At 70.4% G+C, this 22,444-nt stretch carries 18 protein-coding genes and 1 tRNA gene; 12 read left to right on the plus strand and 7 right to left on the minus strand.

Translation table 11 applies throughout. From position 1 onward, the window contains the following. The first annotated feature begins 118 nt into the window (after nt 1-118). Nucleotides 119-787 carry a rhomboid-like protein gene (locus P3T29_RS00980; protein ID WP_280714249.1) on the plus strand — a complete coding sequence of 223 codons (669 nt, stop codon included), beginning with the start codon at nt 119-121 and terminating at the stop codon, nt 785-787. A 121-nt stretch (nt 788-908) separates the two neighbouring features. On the opposite strand, the gene argS is transcribed toward P3T29_RS00980, so the two are convergent. The 4 genes from argS to P3T29_RS01000 form a co-directional block, all read right to left on the minus strand. Then, the gene (gene argS, locus P3T29_RS00985) at nt 909-2,633 is read right to left on the minus strand and encodes an arginine--tRNA ligase (RefSeq protein WP_280714250.1); all 1,725 of its coding nucleotides are present in this window, start codon (nt 2,631-2,633) and stop codon (nt 909-911) included. Nucleotides 2,634-2,695: 62 nt separating this feature from the next. After that, nucleotides 2,696-4,960 (minus strand): hypothetical protein, encoded by a 2,265-nt coding sequence (locus P3T29_RS00990; protein WP_280714251.1) that lies wholly within the window; start codon nt 4,958-4,960, stop codon nt 2,696-2,698. Nucleotides 4,961-5,072: 112 nt separating this feature from the next. Then, nucleotides 5,073-6,326 carry an MFS transporter gene (locus P3T29_RS00995; protein WP_280714252.1) on the minus strand — a complete coding sequence of 418 codons (1,254 nt, stop codon included), beginning with the start codon at nt 6,324-6,326 and terminating at the stop codon, nt 5,073-5,075. Beyond that, on the minus strand, nt 6,326-7,471 hold the full coding sequence (locus P3T29_RS01000; RefSeq protein WP_280714253.1) for a GNAT family N-acetyltransferase: 1,146 nt from the start codon (nt 7,469-7,471) through the stop codon (nt 6,326-6,328). The genes P3T29_RS00995 and P3T29_RS01000 overlap by 1 nt, the downstream gene beginning before the upstream one ends. 594 nt (nt 7,472-8,065) lie before the next feature. Between P3T29_RS01000 and P3T29_RS01005 the strand changes: the two genes are divergently transcribed. The 4 genes from P3T29_RS01005 to P3T29_RS01020 all read left to right on the plus strand — a co-directional run bounded on the left by P3T29_RS01005 (nt 8,066) and on the right by P3T29_RS01020 (nt 12,369). Continuing rightward, the gene (locus P3T29_RS01005) at nt 8,066-9,319 is read left to right on the plus strand and encodes an ATP-grasp domain-containing protein (RefSeq protein ID WP_280714254.1); all 1,254 of its coding nucleotides are present in this window, start codon (nt 8,066-8,068) and stop codon (nt 9,317-9,319) included. A gap of 118 nt (nt 9,320-9,437) precedes the next feature. Then, a tRNA-Arg gene (locus tag P3T29_RS01010) sits at nt 9,438-9,523 on the plus strand. A 31-nt stretch (nt 9,524-9,554) separates the two neighbouring features. Beyond that, the gene (locus tag P3T29_RS01015) at nt 9,555-10,913 is read left to right on the plus strand and encodes a hypothetical protein (RefSeq protein ID WP_280714255.1); all 1,359 of its coding nucleotides are present in this window, start codon (nt 9,555-9,557) and stop codon (nt 10,911-10,913) included. A 112-nt stretch (nt 10,914-11,025) separates the two neighbouring features. Then, nucleotides 11,026-12,369, plus strand: coding sequence for an MFS transporter (locus P3T29_RS01020; protein WP_280714256.1), 1,344 nt, complete (start codon nt 11,026-11,028; stop codon nt 12,367-12,369). Here P3T29_RS01020 and P3T29_RS01025 read toward each other — a convergent pair. Further along, nucleotides 12,366-13,631, minus strand: a complete 1,266-nt coding sequence (locus tag P3T29_RS01025) for a GNAT family N-acetyltransferase (protein ID WP_280714257.1) — start codon at nt 13,629-13,631, stop codon at nt 12,366-12,368. The two genes, P3T29_RS01020 and P3T29_RS01025, sit on opposite strands and share 4 nt — an antisense overlap. Nucleotides 13,632-13,951: 320 nt before the next feature. Between P3T29_RS01025 and P3T29_RS01030 the strand changes: the two genes are divergently transcribed. After that, a complete protein-coding gene (locus P3T29_RS01030) occupies nt 13,952-14,569 on the plus strand; it encodes a LysE family transporter (protein ID WP_280714258.1) in 618 nt (205 codons plus the stop codon). 314 nt (nt 14,570-14,883) lie between these two features. After that, nucleotides 14,884-15,723, plus strand: coding sequence for a ParB/RepB/Spo0J family partition protein (locus tag P3T29_RS01035; RefSeq protein ID WP_280714259.1), 840 nt, complete (start codon nt 14,884-14,886; stop codon nt 15,721-15,723). Between the two features lie 103 nt (nt 15,724-15,826). On the opposite strand, the gene P3T29_RS01040 is transcribed toward P3T29_RS01035, so the two are convergent. Continuing rightward, nucleotides 15,827-16,585 carry a type 1 glutamine amidotransferase gene (locus P3T29_RS01040; protein ID WP_280714261.1) on the minus strand — a complete coding sequence of 253 codons (759 nt, stop codon included), beginning with the start codon at nt 16,583-16,585 and terminating at the stop codon, nt 15,827-15,829. A gap of 313 nt (nt 16,586-16,898) precedes the next feature. Here P3T29_RS01040 and fdxA point away from each other — a divergent pair, with 313 nt between their 5' ends. From fdxA to P3T29_RS01065, 5 genes are all read left to right on the plus strand, one after another. Next, nucleotides 16,899-17,237, plus strand: coding sequence for a ferredoxin (fdxA, locus tag P3T29_RS01045; RefSeq protein ID WP_280714262.1), 339 nt, complete (start codon nt 16,899-16,901; stop codon nt 17,235-17,237). Nucleotides 17,238-17,326: 89 nt separating this feature from the next. Beyond that, nucleotides 17,327-18,760, plus strand: a complete 1,434-nt coding sequence (gene amrS, locus P3T29_RS01050) for an AmmeMemoRadiSam system radical SAM enzyme (protein ID WP_280714264.1) — start codon at nt 17,327-17,329, stop codon at nt 18,758-18,760. A gap of 38 nt (nt 18,761-18,798) precedes the next feature. Further along, nucleotides 18,799-19,179: a cupin domain-containing protein gene (locus P3T29_RS01055; RefSeq protein WP_280714265.1), complete on the plus strand. Its 381-nt coding sequence runs from the start codon at nt 18,799-18,801 to the stop codon at nt 19,177-19,179. 146 nt (nt 19,180-19,325) lie between these two features. Then, nucleotides 19,326-20,459 carry an aminotransferase class V-fold PLP-dependent enzyme gene (locus P3T29_RS01060; protein WP_280714266.1) on the plus strand — a complete coding sequence of 378 codons (1,134 nt, stop codon included), beginning with the start codon at nt 19,326-19,328 and terminating at the stop codon, nt 20,457-20,459. After that, on the plus strand, nt 20,456-21,436 hold the full coding sequence (locus tag P3T29_RS01065; protein ID WP_280714267.1) for a zinc-binding alcohol dehydrogenase family protein: 981 nt from the start codon (nt 20,456-20,458) through the stop codon (nt 21,434-21,436). The genes P3T29_RS01060 and P3T29_RS01065 overlap by 4 nt, the downstream gene beginning before the upstream one ends. Before the next feature lie 52 nt (nt 21,437-21,488). On the opposite strand, the gene P3T29_RS01070 is transcribed toward P3T29_RS01065, so the two are convergent. Beyond that, nucleotides 21,489-22,436 (minus strand): diiron oxygenase, encoded by a 948-nt coding sequence (locus tag P3T29_RS01070; protein WP_280714268.1) that lies wholly within the window; start codon nt 22,434-22,436, stop codon nt 21,489-21,491. Nucleotides 22,437-22,444: the final 8 nt, after the last annotated feature.

Genomic DNA, 22,444 nt, shown 5'->3' on the forward strand with positions numbered 1-22,444 from the left:
TCGGGCTCGGTCCGCCCTGTCGGAAACGCTCACTTTGTCTCGTTAGGCTCGAAGCGATCAGCGCACCGGAGGGCAGTGGCCCGGTGCGGGGGCGGACTCGAGGCAGGCGAGAGGCACGATGACAGATCGCGGCGGAGCAACGACGGGCAGCCGTCCCGACACCGGTCGGCGGGGACCGGAGCGTGGTCCGGTCGTCCGGTTCCTCGCCCGGGTCCCGCTGACGGCGACGTACGTGCTGCTGCTGACGCTGGTGGCCTGGTGGCTGGCGGGGCAGAGCAGGTCGGGCCGGGCCCGCTTCATCCGGCACAACAGCAGCAACGTGCACCACATGGAAGTCGGCAAGTGGTGGACGATGTTCACCAGCGGGCTGGTCGTCGACGGGGTGCCCGCCTGGCTCGGCATCGCCGCCGTCGCGGTGGCGGTCGGCCTGGCCGAGTGGCGCTGGGGAGCGCTCCGGGCGGGCGCGGTCTTCGTGTTCGGCCACCTGGGGGCGACCCTGCTCACCGAGGGGGCGATGTGGGTGATGCTCGTCGCCCACATCCCCGGTGCGCTGTCGCACGCCCGCGACGTCGGCATCAGCTACGGCCTGGTGGCGACCGTCGGCGGCCTGCTCGGCCTCGGCTCGCCCCCGCTGCGCCGCTACGGCCTGCCGGTACTCGCCCTGGCGCTGGCGACCGCGTGGGCGCTGGACCAGCAACTGGCCGACGCCGGGCACCTGGTGGCCCTCGGCCTGGGCGTTCTCGCCTCCCGGACCAGGTGGCTGCGCGAGTACCCGAAGCGGACGTAGACCCGGCCCGGCAACAGGCACCGCGTGCCCGCCGGGCCACCCGGCAGTTCACCCGTCCGGGTGAACCTCCGGGGGCCCGGCGGCGGCTGTCTCCGCGCGGCGGCGGTTACCTCAGCGGCGGTCACATCCGTTCGGGGGCCTCGATGCCCAGCAGGTCGAGTCCGCGGGTGAGGACCTGCGAGCACAGCCGGGCGAGGACCAGGCGGGACCGGCGGACGGGTTCGGTCGTGCTGGTGGCGAGGATCGGGCAGTTCTCGTAGAAGCCGGTGAAGGCACTGGCCGTCTCGAACAGGTACTGGCAGAGCTTGTGCGGCGCGTAACCCTCGACGGCGGCCTCGATCGCGGCCGGGAACTGGGCCAGCCGGAGGGCCAGGGCACGTTCGGCGGGGTGGTCCAGGACGATCGGGGCCCCGCCGCCGGCGTCCGCCGCCTGCCCCGCCTTGCGGAGGATGGAGTGGATCCGGGCGTTGGCGTACTGCAGATAGACGGAGGTGTTGCCGTCGGTGGCGAGCATCCGGTCCCAGGTGAAGACGTAGTCCTTCTCCCGGTTGCCGGACAGGTCGGCGTACTTGACCGCGCCGATGCCGACCGCCCGGGCGATCTCGGCCTGGGTGGCGGAGTCGAGTTCGGAGCGGTCGGCCACCACCTTCGCGGCGTGCTGCACGGCCTCGGTGAGCAGGTCGACGAGCTTGACCGAGCCGCCCTCGCGGGTGCGGATCGTCCGGCCGTCCTCGCCGAGGATGGTGCCGAACCCGATGTGGACGGTGGTGTGGTCCTCGTCGAGGTAGCCGGCCGCGCGGGAGGCGCCGAACACCATCTGGAAGTGCTGGGCCTGCGGAGTCCCGACGACGTAGAGCAGGTCGGTCATGCCGCGCTCGCCGGTCCAGTAGCGCACGGTGGCCAGATCGGTGACGTGGTAGCCGTAACCGCCGTCGCGCTTGCGCAGGATCAGCGGCAACCGGTCGCCGTCCCGGTTGGTGAAGCCGGGCGGGAAGACGCACACCGCGCCGTCGCTGGTCTCGGTGCTGCCGCGCTGCTCCAACTCGTCGATGGTGGCGGCCAGGTACGGGTTGTAGAAGCTCTCGCCGTAGGTGTCCTCGGGCGTGAGCGAGACGCCGAGCAGGGCGTAGACCTGCTGGAAGTGCCGGGTGGACTCCGCGACCAGCTGCCGCCACAGGGCCAGCGTGGGTTCGTCGCCGCCCTGCAGGGCGACCACGCGCAGCCGTGACCGGTCGGCGAACGCGGGGTCGGCGTCGAACTTCTTGCGGGCCTGCTGGTAGAAGGCGTTGAGGTCGCCGATGGAGTGCTCGGCACCCCTGGCCGAGTGGCCGTTCGTCCAGCCCTCGTCCACCAGATGCTCGATGAGCATGCCGAACGGGGTGCCCCAGTCGCCGAGGTGATTGTGCGGGACGACCTCGTGCCCGGCGAATCGCAGCAGCCGCAGCAGGGTGTCCCCGATGATCGAGGACCTCAGGTGCCCGACGTGCATCTCCTTGGCCACGTTCGGGCTCGAGTAGTCCAGCGCGAACCGGCGCGGCGCCGCCGTCGCCGCCACGCCGAGGCGTTCGTCCCCGGTCATCGCGGCCACCCGGGCGGCCAGCCAGTCCGAGCGCAGCACGAAGTTGACGAAGCCCGGCCCGGCCACCTCGGCCGTCTCGACCAGGTCGTCGGCGTCCAGGGCCGCCACGATCGCCGCCGCGACCTCGCGCGGTGGCCGGCCCAGTGGCTTGGCCAGACTCATGGCGAGGTTGCACTGGTAGTCGGCCCCGGGCCGGGTCGAGGGCCGTACCAGCGCCTCGGCCGGGGTGATGCGCACACCCGTTGTGACCGCCACCGCCGTCGTCACGCGCTCTCCCAGAAGGAGTGCGATGTCGCCTGCCTGCATCCGTCGGACCTCCACTCTCGCTGTCACCGTCCGTGATGAGGCAGTATCGCAGAGGCGGGAGGCGCCTCGGAGGCGGTGCCGTCGGGCGCGGACGGATGGCCTGCCCCCACCCACACCAGCCGGAGCGCGGCCGCGACGCCGAGCTCGGCCGTCCAGAACGCGCGGAGGAAGTCGGCGTACGTGGGCGAGGACTCACCAGCCGTCAGCAGGAAGCGGAACGCCCGCTGTTCGCCGGGGCCCAGCTCCACCTCGGCCGTCTCCGGCCACACCCGGGTGCCGTGCCGGTGGGAGTTGCGCAGTGCCAGGCCGGCCCAGCCGTGCAGTGACCGGTCCAGCGGGTTGCTCAGCAGCAGGTCGACGGGGTGCTCGACGGATCGCCGTACGAGCGGGTCCATCCGTACCACCGGGGGGTCGAGGTGGATCGGCCGGTCCCACACCGTGCCGCAGGTCCGGCAGATGCCCAGGACCCGGCGGGTCGCGGGGGCCAGGGCCGAGGCCAGCGTCCGGGCCATGACGGTGTCCCCGCAGTACGCGCAGGCGTCGGCGGTGGCGTGTGCGACCACCGTGAAGGTGCCGTCGTCGGTCAGGCACTGCTCGTGGACGGAGAACGGCTTGTTGGACGCGGTGCGGGTCAGGTAGTGCGCGCACAGCTCGCGGTCGGCCCGGCCGATGGCGGCGGCGGTCTCGGCGGCCCGCCGGTCGGTCGCGGCGGCGGCCTGGGTGTCGTACCGGGCGCGGGCTTCGTTCCGGGCCAGATAGGTGGCGGTCGACCGCCACTCCTGTTCCCAGCTCTTGAGTTTGGGCCGGTAGCCGCGCAGCAGCCTGCCATAGGCGTCGAGGTTGGCCAATGCGGCCGTCACCGCCCGGCCCGCGTCCCGGCCGGGCGGGGTGAAGTCCACGGTGACGTCCAGCTCGCCCGTGATGCGGGCCTGGTCGAACAGCACGACCGTCGCGCCGCCGCCGGGCTCGGGCACCACGGCGTACTGCAGGTCCCGCCCGGACGACCGTACGGTCGGCGCCGAGGACAGGCTGTCCAGCGCCACCGTCACGAACTCGGCGTCCAGGCCCCGGCCGGTGATCCGGACACCGCCGTCGACCGCCGTCCGGGTCAGCTCGCCCGCCGGGGGCGGGGCGTCGAACAGCACGGTGTCGCCCTCGCCGAGGACGAGATAGCTGGGCGAGTCCGGGCCCAGGTACGGCAGGGCGGCGTTGAGCAGCCGGACGGCCTCGCCGACCGGGACACCGCCCCGGAGCAGCCGGTAGAGGAGCAGGAACTCGGCGGGCGAGCCGACCACCGCCCACGGGCTCGACACGACCACGGCGGCCCCCGCCTCCTGCGCCGAGAACGCGAGCGAGAACTCCGGGGCGAAGGTGGCGGGCAGCCCCATCCGCAGCACGTGGCACCCGCCGATGAACACCGCGTCCGCGCCGACGGCGGTGAGCGGCAGTACGTCGCCGTCCTTGACGCAGCGTCCGTCCACCGCGCAGGCCGGCCGGTGGGCGCCCGGGTCGGCGCCCGCCCACTCCAGCGACCGTCCGCAGAGGGCGTCGCGGCCCAGGTGGAACAGGTCCTCGCGGGTGTGGCCCCACATCATCAGCAGGTCGGGCCTGCCCAGCGCCCGTACGGCGTCGGCGGTCAGGGCCTCGCCGTCCAGGCAGGTGAGCACGTCGTCGTCGACGGTGCCGATCATCCGGTCGGCGAACAGACCCACCGCCCGGCTCACCCGGCCGGCCCGGGTGCGCAGGTGGGCCGCCACCACGCGGGTGACGATCGGCAGCGTCCGGGCGGTGAGGAAGCTGACCGGCCGTTCGGGCGAGGGGCCCATGGGGGCGTCGAACGACAGCAGGTCGAGTACCGCGTCCTGGAGTTGACGAGTGATCAGATCCGGCCGGGCGCAGATGGTGAGCGGGGCCGTCCCGGTGGTCGCGACGAGTTTGCCGACCGCCGTGACCAGCTCCTCGGGGGTGTCGAACCAGTGCAGGGCCCGCCCGGTGCCGGCGGCGTGCAGCGCGGCGGGCAGTGCCCAGTCGGGGTCGCCGAAACCCACGACGGCCCCGTCGTCGCCGAGGGGGCGCCCGCCCAGCCAGCGGGTCACGCCGACCGCGCCCTCGGCGGCCGCCGAGGCCCAGCTCGAGTCCTCCTCCGGCGGCGCCTGCCCGTCGGCGGCCGGGTGGGGGAGCAGGGAGCCGGGCGGGTGCAGCACCGGGACCGGCCCACCGGGGTCGCGCAGGAACGCCGAGACCCCGCCGGCGTACCCGCCCGTCGTCTCGGCCACCGTCACGCGCATCGAATCTCCGCTCGTAGGTCTCGTAGGTCTCGTGGGTCTCGTGGGTCTCGTGGGTCTCGTGGGTCTGACAGGTCTGGCGGGGTCGGCAGGTTTGCGGGTCCGGACCCGCCGGTCACTGCGCCGCCGCCGGGTGCGGCCGGGCCGCGACCGCCGTGACCAGGGCACCCGCCGCGAACAGTGCGGCCAGTACGCTCCAGCCGACCGCGCCCATCGAGAGCACGAAGGTCATCAGCACCGGTCCGATGATCATCTGAGCGGTGGTGCCCATGCTGAACAACGCCAGGTACTGGCTGCGGGCCCCCGCCGGGGACATCTCGTAGGAGAGCTCCCAGCACGCCACCGAGTGCAGGTTCTCGCCCACCGACAGGACCACCACGGCCAGGCTCGCGGTGACCACGGCAGCCACCACGGACAGCGACTGGGCGATCGGGAACAGCACGCACGAGGCGACCAGCAGCACGGCCGCCGCGTAGATCAGCCGGACCGCGTTGCGCACCCCACGGCCGAAGCGCGACACGTAGACCTGGAGCACGATGGTGATTCCCGTGTTGGCGGCGAGCAGGACGGACGTCATGCTCAGCGGCAGGCCGCGCTGGGCCACCACCCAGAGCGGCAGCAGCACGAACAGCACCGAGTCGTGCAGCGACAGCACCACGTTGGCCGCCGACACGAGGAGGAACCGGACGTCCCGGTACGGCCCGGCCACCCGGGCGGGGCGGTCGTCCGACCCCGACCCCGACCGCAGTGCCGGCCGGACGGTCGTCCTCGGCCCGGCCGTCCGGGACACCGACAGCAGGGCGTAGGCCACGACCAGGAACGACAGGCTGTTGGCGAAGAACAGTCCCATGAACCACGCCCGCGACTTCCAGGCCATCACCACACCCGCGAGCAGCACGCCTGCGGTGAGGCCGACGTTGCGCATCGCGCGGATCCGGGCCATCGTCTGCGTGCGGTCCTCGTCGGCCTCGTACTCGCCGACCACGACCTGGAGCAGCGGCGAGCACGCCCGGTCCAGCGCGGTGATGGCGCAGGTGAGCACCAGGTACCAGGCCAGGTCGGGCGCGAAGACGTACGCGGTGTACCCGACGGCGCGGAGCACCAGCATGGCCACGTACACCCGGGTGACACCGAGCCGGTCGACCACCCAGCCCACCGGGACGGGGCTGAGCAGACCGCAGATATTGGCCAGCGCGATGGTGCCGCCGATGGCCGCCGGGTTCAGCCCGACGAACTGGACGAAGTAGATGATCCCGCCGGCCAGGAACAGTCCCGAGCCGGTCGAGTCGATCGCCGCCGCCTGGGCGAGCACGCGGGCCTGCCTGGTGCGCGGCAGGACGTGCTCGACCAGGCCGGCCAGCCGGGTCATCACCACCGCACCTCCGCGCCGAGGGCGGTCAGCCGACCGGCCTCCGTCCGGCTCTGCACCTCGGCGGCCAGGTGCGGCACCGCCGCGTCGGGGCCGCTGAAGCGGACGTAGCCGGACAGCGGCTCCAGGGCGCAGCCACGGGCGCGCTTGGCCTCGTAGGTCGACATCCCGAACCGGACCCGGCGCACGCCCCGGTCGAGCGCCCAGGCGGGCACGTCGTGGTAGACCAGTACGAAGTAGCAGCTCGCCGCCATGGCCTCGGGGGAGAACCCGGCCGAGCGCGCGTGCAGCACGCGGCGGCCCGGGTCGAGCAGGCCGAGTACGAAGCCGAGCACCTTGCCGTCGCTCTCGGCGGTGAACACCACGCACGCCTCGCCGACGGTGTCGCGGATCGCGTCGAACTCGACCCGGACGGCCGCCGGGTCGGTCGGCACACCGTGCTTGGCCCTCAGCTGGGCCTGAAGCTCCACCAGTTCGTCGGTGAACGCCTCGGGACCCTGCCGCACCACCGTCCGGATGTCCTGACTGCGGTAGTCCTGCAGCTCCTTGCGCAGTCTGGTCCGCCGCCTGCTGCGCAGCGAGGCCAGCCAGGTGTCGTAGTCCGCGCCGTCGGGCAGCTCGAACACGGTGTCCGCGCCGAGCAGCACCGGGGTGTAGCCCTGTGCGGCGGCGGTGTCCGCCATCGCGGCGTGCTCCGCAGCGCCGAGGTGCAGCAAACCGCTGCTGCGGCAGCCGAGTTCGTCCGCTGCGGCGGCCAACAGGCCGGGCAGGGCGGCGAACACGGCCTCCCGGGGGATCCGCGAACGTGGCGCGATCCGTACGCCGTGGTGCGGGCCGAACGCCGTCAGGGAGACCGTCGGGTGCTGCGCGGCCCGGATCGGTGGCAGCCGTAGCCGCAGGCTGTCGTAGCGCTCGCGGTCGGTGGCGGACAGCCGGTCCGCGTCGCCGAAGGCGCGCTCGTCACCGATCATCTTCGGCGCGTCGTAGAACAGTGAGCCGGTGTCCGGCGTGCTGATCAGCAGCGGCGCGTCCGCGCACACCGCGCCCTCCCCGTCCAGGACCAGGAGACGGCGGACCTGGTGCCGACCGGCCCGCTGGGCGAACCGCGACCAGCCCGGGTCACCCCACCAGGAATCGGCGGCCAATTCGGCATCGAATTCCCGGATCGATTCCCGGCTCGGTTCCGAGGTAGATTCCGGGCTCGATTCCGAGTGGAATCCAGAGTGGAATCCAGAGTGGAATCCAGAGTGGAATCCAGAGGTGGCCGCGCCCCGGTTCGGGTCGACGACGACACCGGATAAAACATGAATATCGCCCACGATATGTCCCCCGCCACGGCTTGGGTCGCGCGGTGCTGCCCCCAGTGCGCGATTCGACCTGAGTCGTGGTCATAGCTCTTGTTCGGTCCGATGTCCAGGGAGGCTACCAGTAGTTGTTGGCTGCTACCAGCCGTTTCCTGACGATCTTTCAAGATCACTGGACGGGTGGTCGATTACGGGCATCGGCGAGCTCAGCACGGGCCGGGTGGAGGGGCGGCAGGGCGCGGGCGGAGGTCGCGACTTGCCGTTCCGGTTGGACTGTTGCCGACGTTGGTTGTCGTGGGCATGCCGTGGGTGGGGGCCGATCGGGGTTGATCTTGAAATGGTGGCGGGTGTCTCCGGAATAGGTGACAAGGTAAACCGGGTGTCATCTAACATGGCTGCGGCAGCGAATACTTGATGACAACGAGGTCGAAAAAAATGGGTGCGCACGTTCTGGTGGTCGGCGACGCCAAGGAGATCCCCGGCCTGATGAGGAGCATCGGCGGGGCGGAAACCAGGACGTCGGTGATTTGCAGACTGACGGTGGTGAGCGGGCTGCGCGATGTTGCCGAGCACCAGCGGGTGGTCGGGGTGGCGCCGGAGGCCGGCACGGCCGAGTGGGTCGAGTTGGCACTGGCCGTGCACCGGGCCGACCCGGTGACGGCGGTCGGTACCTTCGGCGAACGCGACCAGGACCGCGCCGCCGCCATTGCTGCGGCCCTTGGCCTGCCCATGCACCACCCGGACACGGTGGCGGCCGTGCACGACAAGGCGCTGATGCGGCGCATCCTCGCGGACGCCGGGGTGGATGAGACCCCGGCCGCGCTGGTCTCGGGTCTCGCCGAGGCGTACGCCTTCGCCGAGCGGCACGGTTACCCGCTCATCGCCAAGCCCGGCCGGGGCGCGGGCAGCACGTTCGTGGCCCGGATAGCGTCCCCGGCCGACCTCGCCGCCGCAGTCGAACTGGCGGGTACCGCCTCGGAGTGGTCCTCCGGGACAGTGCTGATGGAGCGGTTGCTGCAGGGTCCGCAGATCAGCGTGGAGGCCCTCAGCGAGGACGGCGAGCACGTCGTCGTCGGGGTCTGCGGCAAGGTGTCCGAACCCGAGCACCTGGTCGAGGTCGGCCACCTGTGCCCGGCCCCGCTGGATGCGGCCACCCGGGCGGAGATCGAGCGCTTCGTGCCCGCCGTGCTCGACGCGCTGGGCATCGAATTCGGCGTCACGCACACCGAGTTGGTCCTCACCGCCGAGGGCCCCCGGGTGATCGAGACGCACATCCGCCCGGCGGGCGACGAGATCCCCTCGCTGGTGCGCGACGCGACCGGGGTGGACCTCATCGAGTGCGTCGTCCGGCAGACCATCGGCGAGCGGGTGTTGGGCACCGTACGGGCCACGCTCGCCGAGCCGCGAGCGCGTGGGGCGGCCATCTGGTTCGCCTCCCCGGACGCCGAAGGCGTGCTGCGCGAGGTGGCGGGCGTGGCGGAGGCCGGCGCGGCCGAGGGTGTGGTCGAGGTCGCCGCACACCTCACGCCGGGCGCGCTCACCTCCCGGGTGTCCTCGTCGCGCGAGCGCGGGCTCTACGTACGGGCCGTCGGCGACTCGGCCGAGCAGGCGTTGCAGCGGGCGCGTACGGCCGCCGAGTCCGTCACCTTCCTGGTCGAGACCAGGCACCTGGTGACCGAGACGGTCTGACGATCCGGCTCATGGGCAACGACGGGTGGCTGTCCGACAGTTCGGTTGTCGGACAGCTCGGTTGTTCGGTAGTCCGGTTGTCTGGTCTCCGCCAAGCGACCGGTCTAGACTCGGGCCTGCCGGGGTGGCGGAATTGGAAGACGCACCTGCCTTCTCAGCGGGCGGACCAATGGTCCAGTGGGGGTTCGAATCCCTCACCCGGCGCGCGTCGACTTCCCTCGATGGAGAGGACCGGATGTCCCAGAGCGCCGTTGGCAGCAGGATTCAGCCGTGGTTCGGCGGCTATCTCGATCCGCCGACGGCCACGGCCGAGGAAATCCGCACTGTGCAGCGGCACGAGATCCGCGACATCGGCCACCCGCACCAGGAGTACTTGCCGGCCGCCCCGTTCCTCCTGCCCCGTTCGTCCTACGCCGAGCTGTTCCGGGCCGCCGACGTGATGGCGGGTCTGGTGCACCGCACCGCCCTCGAAGCAGGGCCGACCACGGCGCAGCGCATGGCGGCGTTCGGTGCCACCGACCAGGACTATCCACTGTTCCTCGCCGATTCCATGCTCGAGGAGCGATACGCCTCCTGCCTGGTGCGTCCGGACATCGTCATCGGGCCGACCGGGCCGCAGTTCCTGGAGCTCAACATCAGTGGCGGGTTCGCCGGGACCGTGGAGAGCCACTGCGGCTACGCCGCCTGGCGGGCGCTCTACGGCGCTGCCGGTGAAGGGCTGCCGTTCACCCACCACGACCCGTTCGCCGCCCGTGCCGACCTCTTCGACGACGTCTGCGAGGAACTGGCCCTACCGCGTCGGCTTGCCTGGGTGGGCGCGCTGCGTGAATCCGTGCTTCCCATCGAGGAGACCCGGTACTTCGACCTGGAGACGGACTACCTCCACAGCAGAGGGTTCGACGCCGAGTACGTTGAGGTGGAGGACGCCGACCAGTTGTGGGACTGCGCTCCGCAGGACCGGTACCCGCTGGGGTTACGGCACTTCAATGTCGCGGATCTGTCGGCGCTGGGGATCGGCATCGAGCCGGTCCGTCGGGCTCTCGACGGCGGCTGCCTGCTGCTGTCCACCCAGACCTCCGGGTTCCTGGGCAACAAGATGGCGCTGGGACTGCTGTCCGAGGGCCGGCCGTGGATGAGCGCCGCAGAACACGCCTTCGTCGAGCGGTACCTCCCGTGGACCCGTGTCCTGACCGACCGGCGCACGAGCGTCGGCTCCACCGACGTGCAGCTCCTTCCCTACGCCGTCGAGAACCAGGAGGACCTGGTCGTCAAGCGGGGGATCGGCAGCAACGGCCGACAGGTGGTCATCGGCCGGGAGACGGACGTCGGCACCTGGCGGGAGACCGTCGAGTCGGCCGCTGCGGCGGGAACCTCGGTGGTGCAGCGCTTCGTCCCGATCCAGTCCACCTGGCAGTCGGTGCTGACCGACGCGCTCGACGTCCCGGAGACCGTGCCGGTGGCCCCGGTGATCAGCCCGCTGCTCTTCGGCCGTCGACCGGCGGGTGCCTTCACCCGCTTCTTCGCCGACAACTCCGCCGGGATCATCAGCGTGGCGTCGCGCTCTGCCATGTCCAACGTCGTCGTCACCCGGTGAGACCCGGCCGCTCCCGGCGCCACGTCGGCACAGACCTCCGAGGACACCCGGCGCGTCATGACTGTCTTGTCCACACTTCCTGGTCGGGGCCTGTGACGAAAACGTGTGCGCTGTGAGTCGCCGCGCGGGACCAGGACGGGGGCTGGTCCGTGCGTTCGCCGCAACGGCGAGAACAGAGGTCACCGAGACCCTGAACGCCCCGGACCGGGCGGCCAGGGCACTGATCTGGGCCACGATCGTCACCTGTCTGGGAGCGGGACTGAACTACGCGGTCGCGGCCGTCTACTTCTCCACCGTGGTCGGCCTGTCCGCCGCGCAGATCGGCACCGGGCTGGCCTGCGCCGGAGTGGCCGGCGTCGGCGGGGCCTACCTCGGTGGGCAGGTGGCCGCCCGGATCGGCTCGCGCCGCACCCTGGTCCTGAGCCTCCCCGTGCTGGGGCTGGTGATCTGCGGGTACACCCTCGCGACCGACGTGATCACATTCACCGCACTGGCCTCAGCCGTCTCCGCCCTCAGATTCGCGAACACCACGGCTCGTGCCACGATGATCGCCTCCGGCTTCACCGGGCCCGACCGGGTCCAACTCCGGGCCAGAATGCGGGTGGTGACCAACGTGGCGACCGGCGCGGGGGCGCTGCTGGCCGGGGTCGCCCTCGCAGCTGGAACCCCGCTCGCGCTCAAGGCGGCCGTCGTCGCCGTCGGTGTGCTGACCGCTCTGAGCGCGCTGCCCCTGACGTCGCGGCGGGCCGGGGCCAGGTTCGCGGACCAGGCCCCGCCTGCGGCCGCCGCCGCAGGGCGGCGCACCGCCCCCGACCGGGGCCGGTCGCCGTTCGCCGACCTCCGGTATCTGCTGGTAGCCCTGCTGGTCGGAATCAACGCCACCTATTTCACGCTGCTCGACTTCGGCATACCCCTGTGGACCAGTCAGCACACGAAGGCACCGGTCGCGCTCATCTCCGTGCTGCTCGCCGCGAACACGGTCGTCATCGTGCTCCTCCAGGTTGCCGCCTCGAAGGGCACCCACGACGTCCGGCTGGCCGGCCGGGGCGCGTTCCGCGGTGCCGTCATGATCGCGGTGGCCTGCGCGCTGTGCGCGCTGACCGGAGGTCTGGGCGCCCTGCTCGCCTCCGGGCTGCTGCTCCTCGCGGTCCTGGTGATGTCCGCCGGCGAGGCGTACGGCGAGGCGGGCGCCTGGGGCCTGACCATGGAGTTGGCCGATCCGCGCAACCAGGCCCGCTATCAGGGGGTGGCGGAGATGGCCTACGCCGCCGGGCAGACTCTCGGACCGCTGGTGTTCGCCGCCACCGCCATCGCGCACGGATGCTGGGGCTGGGCAATGCTGGCGGGCATGTTCCTGGCCTCCGGGGCGGGCCTCCTCCTGCTCTCCCGGAACGCGGTGGCGCCCGTCCCGCCCGTCCCGCAGCCGACCCCCGATCCGGTGTCCCCGGGCACTTAGACCGACCTCTCACGGCGGGCGTCGCCGGGCGACACGTCCCGGGACGGATCGGCCGGTTCCTCGAAGTGACAGCCGAGTTCGGCCAGGCGACGTTGCTCGCCGACGCTCTGCAGCTGGCCCACCCGTTGCAGGGTGTCCGCTTCTGTGCCGCTGAAGTGGACGAGGCCGTAGAGCGGAACCAGCGTGCACCCACGGGCCCTTTTGGCCTCGGATGTGGACATGCCGTACCAGATCTTGGCTATTCCATGGCGGGCGGACCAGGCCGGAACCTCCTGGTAGACCAGGGCGAAGTAGCTGTACCGGCCGGCCGGGTCCGTGTCGTCGCAGCCGAACGAGCGGACGTAGATCTCCCGGCGCTCCCGGTCGTACAGGCACAGGGCGAACGCGATCAGCTGTCCGTCGCGTTCGGCGCGGAACACGATGACGTGGTCGCCCACGGTCTCGCGCAGGTCGGCGAACTCCGCCCGGGTGCTCGCCTCGGCGTCGGGCATGCCGTGCTTGGCCCGCAGCCGCGCCTGGAAGTCGGCGAGTTGGTCCCCGACCGACTCCGGGCCGGACCGCACCACGGTGCGCAGTCCGCTCTCCCGGTACAGCTTCATCTCCCGGCGGCGCTTCCCCCGGGTCTTCCCGGGCATCGACTGCAGGTACTCCTCATAGGTGTGTGCGGCGACCGGCCACTGCACGGCATCGGCGCCCAGCACCACCCGGCGGTAGCCCCCGTCGTCGGCGGCCGATCGCAGCACCCGTTCCTCCGCCCCGGTGAGACTCAGAATGCCGTAGCTGCGACAGCCGAGTTCGGCGGCAGCGTCCGCCAGCAGTCGCGGCAGCGCCTGCATGACCTGGTCCGGATGGACCGGTGAGTCCACTGCGAACCGAACACCGTGGTCGGAGCCGCGCGCGCCGAGCGCCACCGAGGGGTACTGGACCTGACGCAGGCCGTCGAGCTGCGGCAGGAGCTTCTCGTACCGGGTCCGCTCGGCCTCCGAGAGCCGGTCCACGGCGCCGAAGGAGCGCTCGTCGCCGATGATGCCGGGAAGCCTGTGGAAGAAGGGTCCGCGGTCACGGGTGCAGACCATCAGGGGTGCGACCGCACACGGTGTGGAGTCTTCGTCCTCCACCACCAGGAACTTGAGCTCCTCGCTGTTGGCCCTCCCGGTGAAACGAAGCCAGGACTCCCCGCTCCAGAAGGTGTTGCCGCGCAGCCGGATCCGCGGGATCGCCGAACGGTCGGCGATCCTGCCCGTCAAGGTGGAATGCTCCATGGTCCACCACCCTATCCGGCCTGTGCAGTACGGGTGTTGACGGTGTGTCGGCCGGTCCGGTCGGTCGGCCGCCGGATCAGGGTCGTGAAGCAGGTCACCGGCACGACAGTCGACGCGTGGTCGCCCTGATCCGGGTGGTGATTTGCCCCAGCGGGATCGGATGCACCCCGGTTGACCAGCGTCAACGCCTGCGCGGTCACGAACTGTGATTGCCAGGTCGCCGCAACCGTCCGAACTTGCACGAATTTGCCAAGCCGTCACCGGCCGAGGTGCGATATCGTGCTCTCCATCGCCATGAGCCGTCCGGCAGGGGGGTAGAAATGAACGATATTCTGATCGCAGGCATGCTCGCCGGATATGGAATCGCTATGCCGGTCGGAGCGATTACCGTACTGATCGTCACCTTATCGGCTCAGACATCCTTCCGCGTCGGTTTCGCCGGCGCGATGGGTACGGCGACGGCCGACGGTCTCTATGCCCTCATCGCAGCGTCGACCGGCGCCGCGTTGGCGAGCCTCCTCCAGCCCGTTGCCAGACCCATGCGCTGGGTGGCCGCAGCCGTGCTGGTGCTCCTCGCCGTCAAGGGGATTACCGCCGCACTGCGGCGCTCGCGCGGCTCGGGAACGGCCAAGTCGATCGGGGCGGAGCGCCCATTGCGCGCCTATCTCCAACTTCTCGGACTGACAATCCTTAATCCGTTGACAATCATCTATTTCTCCGCCCTGGTACTGGGCCTGCGCAATGACGCGTGGACAGCCATGGACAGCGTGGTCTTCGTTCTCGCGGCTTTTGCCGCTTCCGCCAGTTGGCAGGCTGTCCTGGCCATCGGTGGAGCACTGGTCGGCCGAGTGCTCACCAGTGAAAAGGGGCGCCTGGGGACGGCGATCATCGGTAACGGAGTGATTGTCTTTCTAGCTGCCCATCTCCTGCTGACCTGACTTTGCGAGCCGTTCCAGCGTATCACTTCATTTTTGGACAACCACGACGTCAGGTCCGGCTGAGCCGCCATAGCAGTGGAGGTGTGTCTGTGAAAGAAGTCGAGAGCTGTCGGCAGTATCAACATGAAAGTCTGCGGTCGGAGGGTGTGCGGCTGTTCTCGGTGGGCGCGGTGTATGCGGATTCGGTTGAGGAAGATCCGGCACCATTAAGCCCCGGGAGCCTGCTCGACAGCCGGTCGGTCGATGTCCCGATAAGCTCGATCAGGCCGGCGGATTCGCCGCGGAGTGCGGGAATCAGTAAGGCGCACGCGCGGGTGCTCGCGGAGGCGGACGCGGAGTTGCCTCCGATTCTGCTGCACCGGCAGACGATGCGGGTGGTGGACGGCATGCACCGGCTGGAGGCCGCCAGGATCCGGGGGGCCCGCACGATCAAGGCGCGATTCTTCGACGGTGACGAGGAGGAGGCCTTCGTCCTGGCCGTCGAGTCGAACGCGGCACACGGCCTGCCGCTCTCGCTGAGCGACCGGAAGGCCGCCGCACTCCGGATCGTCAGGACTCACCCGCACTGGTCGGACCGGGCGGTCGCGGCGAAGGCCGGGCTGGCGCACAAGACGGTCGGCGCCATACGGCGGTCAAGTGGGGAAGTTCCCCACTTGGAGGCCCGGGTCGGCCGCGACGGCAGGGTGCGCTCGGTGGTGCGGACGAGCAAGGGGAAGAGAGAGCTCGGTGAGCCGTCCGTCCGGGGCCCGAAGGCCCGGCCGCAGGAGGAGGCACGGGACGAGTCGCCCGGTGCCGAGATCCGCGACTTCCCGCCCATCGCGAGCCGCCGGTCCGCCCTGCCCGTGGCGAGCGGGAACCCCGGCATCCCGGAGCAGGACGCCGGGCCCGCGAGCATCCGGGCCTCGGCGGACACCGACTGGAAGGCCAGCCTGCAGAGACTGCGGACCGACCCGTCCTTGCGGTACACCGAAGCCGGCCGCCTGGTGCTCCGGGTGCTGGACGCGCACATGGCGGCGACGGACCAGTTGCGCCAGATCGCCGAGATGCTCCCGGAGCACTGCCTGGACGCACTCGCCGGCTTCGCGTTGAAGTGCGCGGACGACTGTCATCGGTTCGCCGTCCGGCTTGAGCAACGGAGGAGCGAGTGCCAGTGATGCCAGTGAGCCCAGGGGTTCCCGGCGCTACCGGACGGCCGGCTGGACGTCCGGACGTCCGGTCCGCTCCGAGTAGACGGAGGATCAGATCGGGGCTGACGGATCAGACAGGGCCCAGACCGGCCCGTGTGGTGACGAGGTCCGTCCAGCGTCCGAAGATCCGCCGTGCGTAGCGCTCCGTCCGGACCGCGCCGGCCAGCAGTTCCTCGGTGAGGTGCCGAGGGCTTTCCGGGCCGCATCGATCGACCAGCTCGGTCGCGCACTCGGGGGTGCGCAGCCAGTCGGCGAGCAGTTCCGCGTCCATCTCCAGGTGGAACTGGACCCCGTAGGCGGAGCTGCCGACCCGGATGGCCTCGTTGGGGCAACCCGGTGAGCCGGCCAGCCGGGTGGCGCCGGGCGGGCAGTCGAGATTCTCGCCGTGCCACTGGAAGACCTGGAGACTTCTGGGCAGGCCACCGAAGAGCGGGTCGTCGAAGGCCCCGGGGGCCAGCTGCGCGCTGTGCAGTCCGTAGTGCGGTTCGCCCGGGGTCACGGCTGCCCCGAAGGCGGCTGCGAGCAATTGGGCCCCCAGGCAGGCTCCGAAGAAGGGGACGCCGAGGCGGACGGCCTGCCTGATGTAGTCCTGCTCCGCCGGGAGCCAGGCCAGCGGGTCGTTGACGCTCATCGGCCCGCCCATCGCCAGGATGCCGTCCACCGAGGCCGGCGGGGGCGGCAGTTCGCCCTGGTCGACCCGGACGGGGAGCAGGGTCACGCCGCGTTCGGCGAGCAGTCGGCCGAAGGATCCAGGTCTCTCCCAGCTCGCGTGTTGGAGTACCGCGATACGCGGTCGGCTGTCGGCATCGGTACGGCCGTGTGCGCGCAACTCGCCCTTCTCTCTACTCGTCCGGATTTCCCTGATTTCCGGTTCGTGGATTCTTATTCAGCCATGATTCGGCCATGATTCGTCAGGGTCCGGCCAGGACCCGGACCGCGATTCCGCCCGGAATCGGCCGGATCCGGAGGCCATCATGGCCGCCGGGAACCGGGTACGCCATCGGCCATTCCCGGGAATGGCCGGGGCGTCCCCGATTGCTTGTCGACCGCGTTCCGCTCGCTGTACTGTCGGGCCAGCTCGACCGCGTCGGCCCGTAAATCCGTCCGACCTCCTGAGACCTACCGGAAATAGGGGACTTCGTGTGACGTACGTGATCGCACAACCGTGTGTCGACATCAAGGACAAAGCCTGCTTGGATGTGTGCCCGGTCGACTGTATCTACGAGGGCGGCAGGACCCTCTACATCCACCCGGACGAATGCATAGACTGTCACGCATGCGAGCCGGTGTGTCCGGTGGAGGCGATCTTTCCGGTTGATCAACTGCCGGAGGAGTGGTCGCCCTACGCGGAGATCAACCGGGAGTTCTTCACCGAGGTCACCGGCCTCGGCAGCCCCGGCGGGGCTGCCGGAGTAGCGCCGCAGTCGACCGACCACCGTGCTGTCGCGGACCTGCCGTTCGCGGCACAATCCCAGGAATAGGCGCCTGTCCGGCCCTGCCCGGCGGGTAAGGTCGCGGATATCGACCTGATCGATCGCTCATCTTCTCGAAGGATGAAAGGGAACATCAGATGGCGGATAAGAAGTGGCAGGAAGTCGGTTATCCGGCGCGGCTCGAGGAGCGCCTCCCCGACAATGTCGTCAAATGTCATCTGAGCCCGCGAAACTGCCGGATCAGACCGGGTCAGCACGGTTTCTGCATGGTGCGGGCAAACCGTGACGGACGTCTGGTGAGCCTGAACTACGGTCGTTCGGTGCACGCCACCGAGGAGACGATCGAGACCGAGGCCGTGTTCCACTACGAGCCCGGTGCGCGCATTCTCTCGATGGGGAACATCGGGTGCATGCTCAACTGCGACTACTGCCACAACTGGAAGACCTCGCAGGCCCGGTACGTCGAGGACAAGGACGTGTTCCACTACACGCCGCAAGAGGTCATCGACATCGCGAAGCGGCACCAGATCGACGTCATCTCGTGGACGTACAACGACCCGGTGGTGTGGCACGAGTTCGTGATGGAGACGGCGGCGCTGGCCAAGGAGGCCGGCATCGTCAACCTGTACAAGTCGGCCTTCTTCATCTCCCCGGAGGCCATCGAGGAGTTGATACCGGTCATCGACATCTTCTCGATCTCGATCAAGTCGATCGACCCCAAGTACTACCGCAAGATCACCAAGGGCTGGCTGGAGCCCGTGCTGGAGGGGACGGAGCAGGTCTACCGGGCCGGAAAGCACGTCGAGGTGTCGACGCTGATGGTCACCGACCTGAGCGACAACGAGCAGACCGCCGCCGACGTGGCCAAGTTCGTGCTGGACCGGCTCGGCCCCGAGGTGCCGACGCACTACGTCCGGTTCCACCCGGACTACAAGATGACGGACACGATCAGGACGCCGGTCGACCGGCTGGAGGCCGCCCGCCGGGTGGGGCTCGGCATGGGTCTGCGCCACGTGTACCTGGGCAACGTCTACGACACCGACTCGACCAGCACCCGGTGCCACAACTGCCAGGAACTGCAGATCACCCGCTACGGCCTCAACGCGCAGATTCTCGCCGTCACGCCTGACGGACGGTGCACCAAGTGCGGTGCGGACGCCAACATCCGGCGCATCCCGGGGGCTGGGCGCCGGCCGAGCACCGTCGCCGACCTGCCGGTGGGCGGCCGCTTCGACACGGCGACCTTCGACTGGTACGGCGACGTCCGCGCGCTGCACGTGCAGGTGCGCAACGACTCCGCCGAGAGCCAGCAGGTCTACTACCGGCGCAACAGCTCCGGTACCAGTAACTCGCCTTGGTCGGTGCTGGAGTTGCTGCCGAAGGAGAGCTACCGGTTCATCGCCGCCAAGTCCGAGCTGGACGAACGCGGGGTCGCGGTCGCGGTGCCGCCGGGCTGCACCTCGTCGCTCCACCAGGTCTTCGACCGGGCGCACTTCCCCACCACGATGGCGGACAGCGGCTCGCTGAACGCCGATGTCACGCCGCTGCCGCTGTTCGAGACGCGGGGCTGATCCGGTGAGGGCGTTGCGGCCCTAGCGAAAGGACGATCATGACTTCCAGCGACAACGCGCCGGAGTTCGGCGATGTCGTCATCGTGAACGGTGCCGATGTCAAGGGCCGGGAGGCGTTCCCGAACCTGACCCGGCGCGTGCTGGCCCACAACGACAAGCTGATGCTGGTCGAGCACGTGATGGAACAGGGCTCGGTGTTCCCCCTGCACAGCCATCCGCACGAGCAGCTCGCCTACCTCGTGTCCGGGCACATCCGGGTGCGGGCCGGTGCAGAGGAGTTCGAGGCCGTCGCGGGCGACAGCTTCGTGGTGCGGGGCGGCATCGAGCACCAGGTGCACGCCATCGAGAGGTCGATCGCGCTGGACATCTTCACCCCCTATCGGGAGGACTACGCCGAATGGGTGGACGAGGCGTCGTGACATTGCGCGCCGTCGTCCGCCGTGCGTAGGGAGCCGGGGCAGGCGACTGCCCCGGCTTTCCTCCGAGTACTGACCAAGAACCATCCAGACACCTGTCCTGCACGGAAGGGGGAATCTTGGCAACGGAGTCCGTAACGTCCCAGGGGATGGACCTGAAGGACCCGGTGACGCCGCTGGCGATGGTGGTCGGCCCCACCCGCCCCGCGCCCTCGGTCCTGGAACGCCTGGGCGACCCGGCACCGCCGCTGACCGATCCGGAGTTCATCGCGGAGTTCGGACGCTGCCTCTCCAGGCTCCGCACACTGGTCGGTTCCACGACGGCGAGCGTGGCGGTGGTGCCCGGTACCGGCACCAACGGTATGGAGAGCATCGTCGTCAGCCTGCTGCGTCCGGGTGTCCCCGTCCTGGTGGCCTCGACCGGCATGTGGGGGGACCGTTGGCGCGAGATCTGCCTGCGCCACCAAGTCCCGGTGCACGCACCGAGGTTCCCGGTAGGCCGCGCGCCCGATCCCGTGCTGCTGGAGAAGCTGCTGTCCCGTGGGCACTACCAGGCCCTGCTGGTCGCACATGTCGACTCCAGCAGCGGCGTCCGGGCCGATCTTCCCGAACTGGCCCGGTTGGCAAGGCAGTCGGACGCGCTCTGCCTGGTGGACGGTGTGTCGGCGATCGGCGCGGAGCACATCGAGCTGGACGCCTGGGGCCTGGACGTCTACCTCGGCGGGCCGCCGAAGGGCCTGGCCGGGCCACCCGGGCTCGCCACCTTCGCGCTCAGCGAGCGAGCGGTGCGACGGCTGGGTGAGCGCGACTGGACCCCGGGCAGCTACTCGCTCGACCTCGCTCCCTGGCTGCCGGTCATGGCGGCCACCGAACGCGGCGAGTTCGGCTACTTCCAGTCCCCGGCGGGGAATCTGGTGCTCGCCCTGTCCGAGGCCCTGCGCCTGGCGCTGGCCGAGGGCCGGGAGGCCCGGGTCGGCAGGCACATGGCGCTGCGGGACAGGCTGCACGAGGGGCTCGCCGAGTTGGGTGTGAAGCTGCTGGCGGCAGAGCCGGCGGAGCGGGCCAACGGCGTGACGGTCTGCGTCGTGCCGGAGGGGATGCGTGAGGAGGAGTTCCTCGGCGCGGTCGCCGCCGAGGGCGTGCTCCTGCCGGGCGGCACCTTCTCGGCGCTGGGCAACCGGACCTTCCGGGTGGGGCACCTGGGCACGGTGACCGACGCGGACATCACCAGAACGCTTGCCGCCGTCCGGGCGGGCCTTCGAAGTTCCGGGAGGAACCGTTGAAATCTCGTGTCCTGGCCGCCCGGCTCGCCGACCTCGGCGGTGTGCCGGTGGTCACCGAGGTCGAGCTGTCCGATCCGGCCGCCGGCGAGGCTGTGGTCGACATGTACTACGCCGGACTCAACCCCCTTGACACGTACGTCATCCAGGGCAGCGTGGGCGGCAACGCCGTCCGGCCTCGCACGCTCGGTGTCGAGGGCGTCGGCCTGTGCGACGGCCGGCCGGTCGTCGTGCACGGCGGCGGCCTCGGCATCGTCCGGGACGGTACCTGGTCCGGGCGGGTGCTGGCGCCCAGGGACGCCCTGGTGCCGGTGCCGGACGGGGTCGCCCTGGAGGCGGCGGCGGCCGCCGCCGTGGTCGGTACCACGGCGATCCGGGTCACCTGGGACGTGGGCGCGGTGCGCGCACACGACCGGGTCCTGGTGCTGGGCGCCTCCGGCGGCGTGGGCCAGGCGGTGTCCAGCCTGTGCCGGGCGGCCGGTGCACAGGTCTGGGGCCAGACCGGCAACCCCGACAAGGTGAAGGCGATCGCCGCCTCGGGGGTCACGCCGATCAGCGCGTCCGGTGCCGCGGAGCTGATGGTCGAGGCGGACCCGGTGGTACCCACGGTGGTCTTCGACGCCCTGGGCGGCGAATTCACCGCCGCTGCGGTGGAGTTGCTGGCGGATCACGGCCGACTGATCACGTACGGAGCCAGCGCCGGCCCCGACAGCACGCTGTCGATGCGGACCGTCTACCGGAAGAACCTCACCATCGCCGGCTACGGCGGGGTCAGCGAGCCACCGGCCCGGATCCGGGCCGGCACCGAGCTGGCCCTGCACGCGCTGCGCGACGGTCAGTTGGTGATCCCGGTGCACGAGATCTACCCGCTGGCGCGGGTCGGTGAGGCCCTGCGGGCACTGACCGGCCGGACGGCGACGGGGAAGATCCTGCTCGACGTACGGAGTCAGCCCCTGGGTCACGGCCAGGCGCCCGCCTAGCGGGTCCGCCGGTAGGGGGCCGGCCGGGTGGGGCGGACCCGGCCGGCCCGGATCACACCAGCAGCCCGCTCCGGAAGAACGAGTCGGCGACCCTGTTCGACTCGAGGACGCCGTTACGGTCGAACAGGCGCAGCGTGGACGCCGCCGCCGCTCGCATGTCCGCCTGAATCCGCGCGACCGGATACGTCTCCTCGATGACTCCCATGACGGAGTCGGGATCGAGGCGGGCCGGCCCGAGCATGCCGCTCGTCGCGGCCAGGTCGGGCCGAAGGAACGCCACGACGAACTCGGGCAGCAGGGTGCCGATCAAGTCTCTTTCGCAGGAGGTCAGTTGTGGCCACGCATGCTCGAAGAACTGGGCGAAGAAGGCATGGTGGCGGCCCTCGTCCTCGGCATGGTCGGCGATCGTCTCCCGTACGGCGGTGCACACCCGCTGATCCTTCGGAATGCCGGACAGGATGCTGGAGATCAGCGTCTCCGAGACCACCGTGAAGAAGAGATCGGCCAGCGGGCGGAGGGCGGGATCGAGGCCGGCCTTCAGCGTACGCAGCCGGGACAGGAAGTAGGGCTCGCCGGAGGTTGTCGGCAACTCCCGGGTGGCCGAGATCAGTTGGGACTGCAGATCGTCGGAGAACTGGGCGTGCCAGGCCTCGTCGGTGCATATCTTGTACGAATCGCGGAGCATCACGGCAGGCAGCTCGAAGCCGCTCCGGCGGCGGCTGATGAGCTGTGTGACGGGGGCGACCAGAAGCTGTTCGAGATCCGCCGTGAAATCGAGGTAGATGTGCAGTCGCTGCAGCAGCAGACTGTTGATGACCTCCTGCTCCTGATCCCGGACCAGCGGGTGGTAGAGCACCGGAACGAGCTCCGGCGGGAAGAACACCTTTCCGTTCTCCAGTTCCTCCAGTATCCGCCGTGGCTTCGCCCGGACGCTGGATCTGCCGTCCCAGCTGGAAAAACTGGAACGGTACTGGTCTTTCGGGCCCGATCCGGCAGACATCAGAATCC

It is taken from the genome of Kitasatospora sp. MAP5-34 (assembly GCF_029894335.1).
In the GTDB taxonomy this organism is placed as follows: Bacteria; Actinomycetota; Actinomycetes; order Streptomycetales; family Streptomycetaceae; genus Kitasatospora.

Coding starts and splice junctions, on each gene's coding strand:
- P3T29_RS00995 (WP_280714252.1), bottom strand. CDS start 6,326: ATGACCCGGCTGGCCGGCCTGGTCGAGCACGTCCTGCCGCGCACCAGG.
- P3T29_RS01025 (WP_280714257.1), bottom strand. CDS start 13,631: ATGGAGCATTCCACCTTGACGGGCAGGATCGCCGACCGTTCGGCGATC.
- P3T29_RS00990 (WP_280714251.1), bottom strand. CDS start 4,960: ATGCGCGTGACGGTGGCCGAGACGACGGGCGGGTACGCCGGCGGGGTC.
- P3T29_RS00980 (WP_280714249.1), top strand. CDS start 119: ATGACAGATCGCGGCGGAGCAACGACGGGCAGCCGTCCCGACACCGGT.
- P3T29_RS01055 (WP_280714265.1), top strand. CDS start 18,799: ATGACTTCCAGCGACAACGCGCCGGAGTTCGGCGATGTCGTCATCGTG.
- P3T29_RS01005 (WP_280714254.1), top strand. CDS start 8,066: ATGGGTGCGCACGTTCTGGTGGTCGGCGACGCCAAGGAGATCCCCGGC.
- P3T29_RS01060 (WP_280714266.1), top strand. CDS start 19,326: ATGGACCTGAAGGACCCGGTGACGCCGCTGGCGATGGTGGTCGGCCCC.
- amrS (WP_280714264.1), top strand. CDS start 17,327: ATGGCGGATAAGAAGTGGCAGGAAGTCGGTTATCCGGCGCGGCTCGAG.
- P3T29_RS01015 (WP_280714255.1), top strand. CDS start 9,555: ATGTCCCAGAGCGCCGTTGGCAGCAGGATTCAGCCGTGGTTCGGCGGC.
- P3T29_RS01070 (WP_280714268.1), bottom strand. CDS start 22,436: ATGTCTGCCGGATCGGGCCCGAAAGACCAGTACCGTTCCAGTTTTTCC.
- P3T29_RS01030 (WP_280714258.1), top strand. CDS start 13,952: ATGAACGATATTCTGATCGCAGGCATGCTCGCCGGATATGGAATCGCT.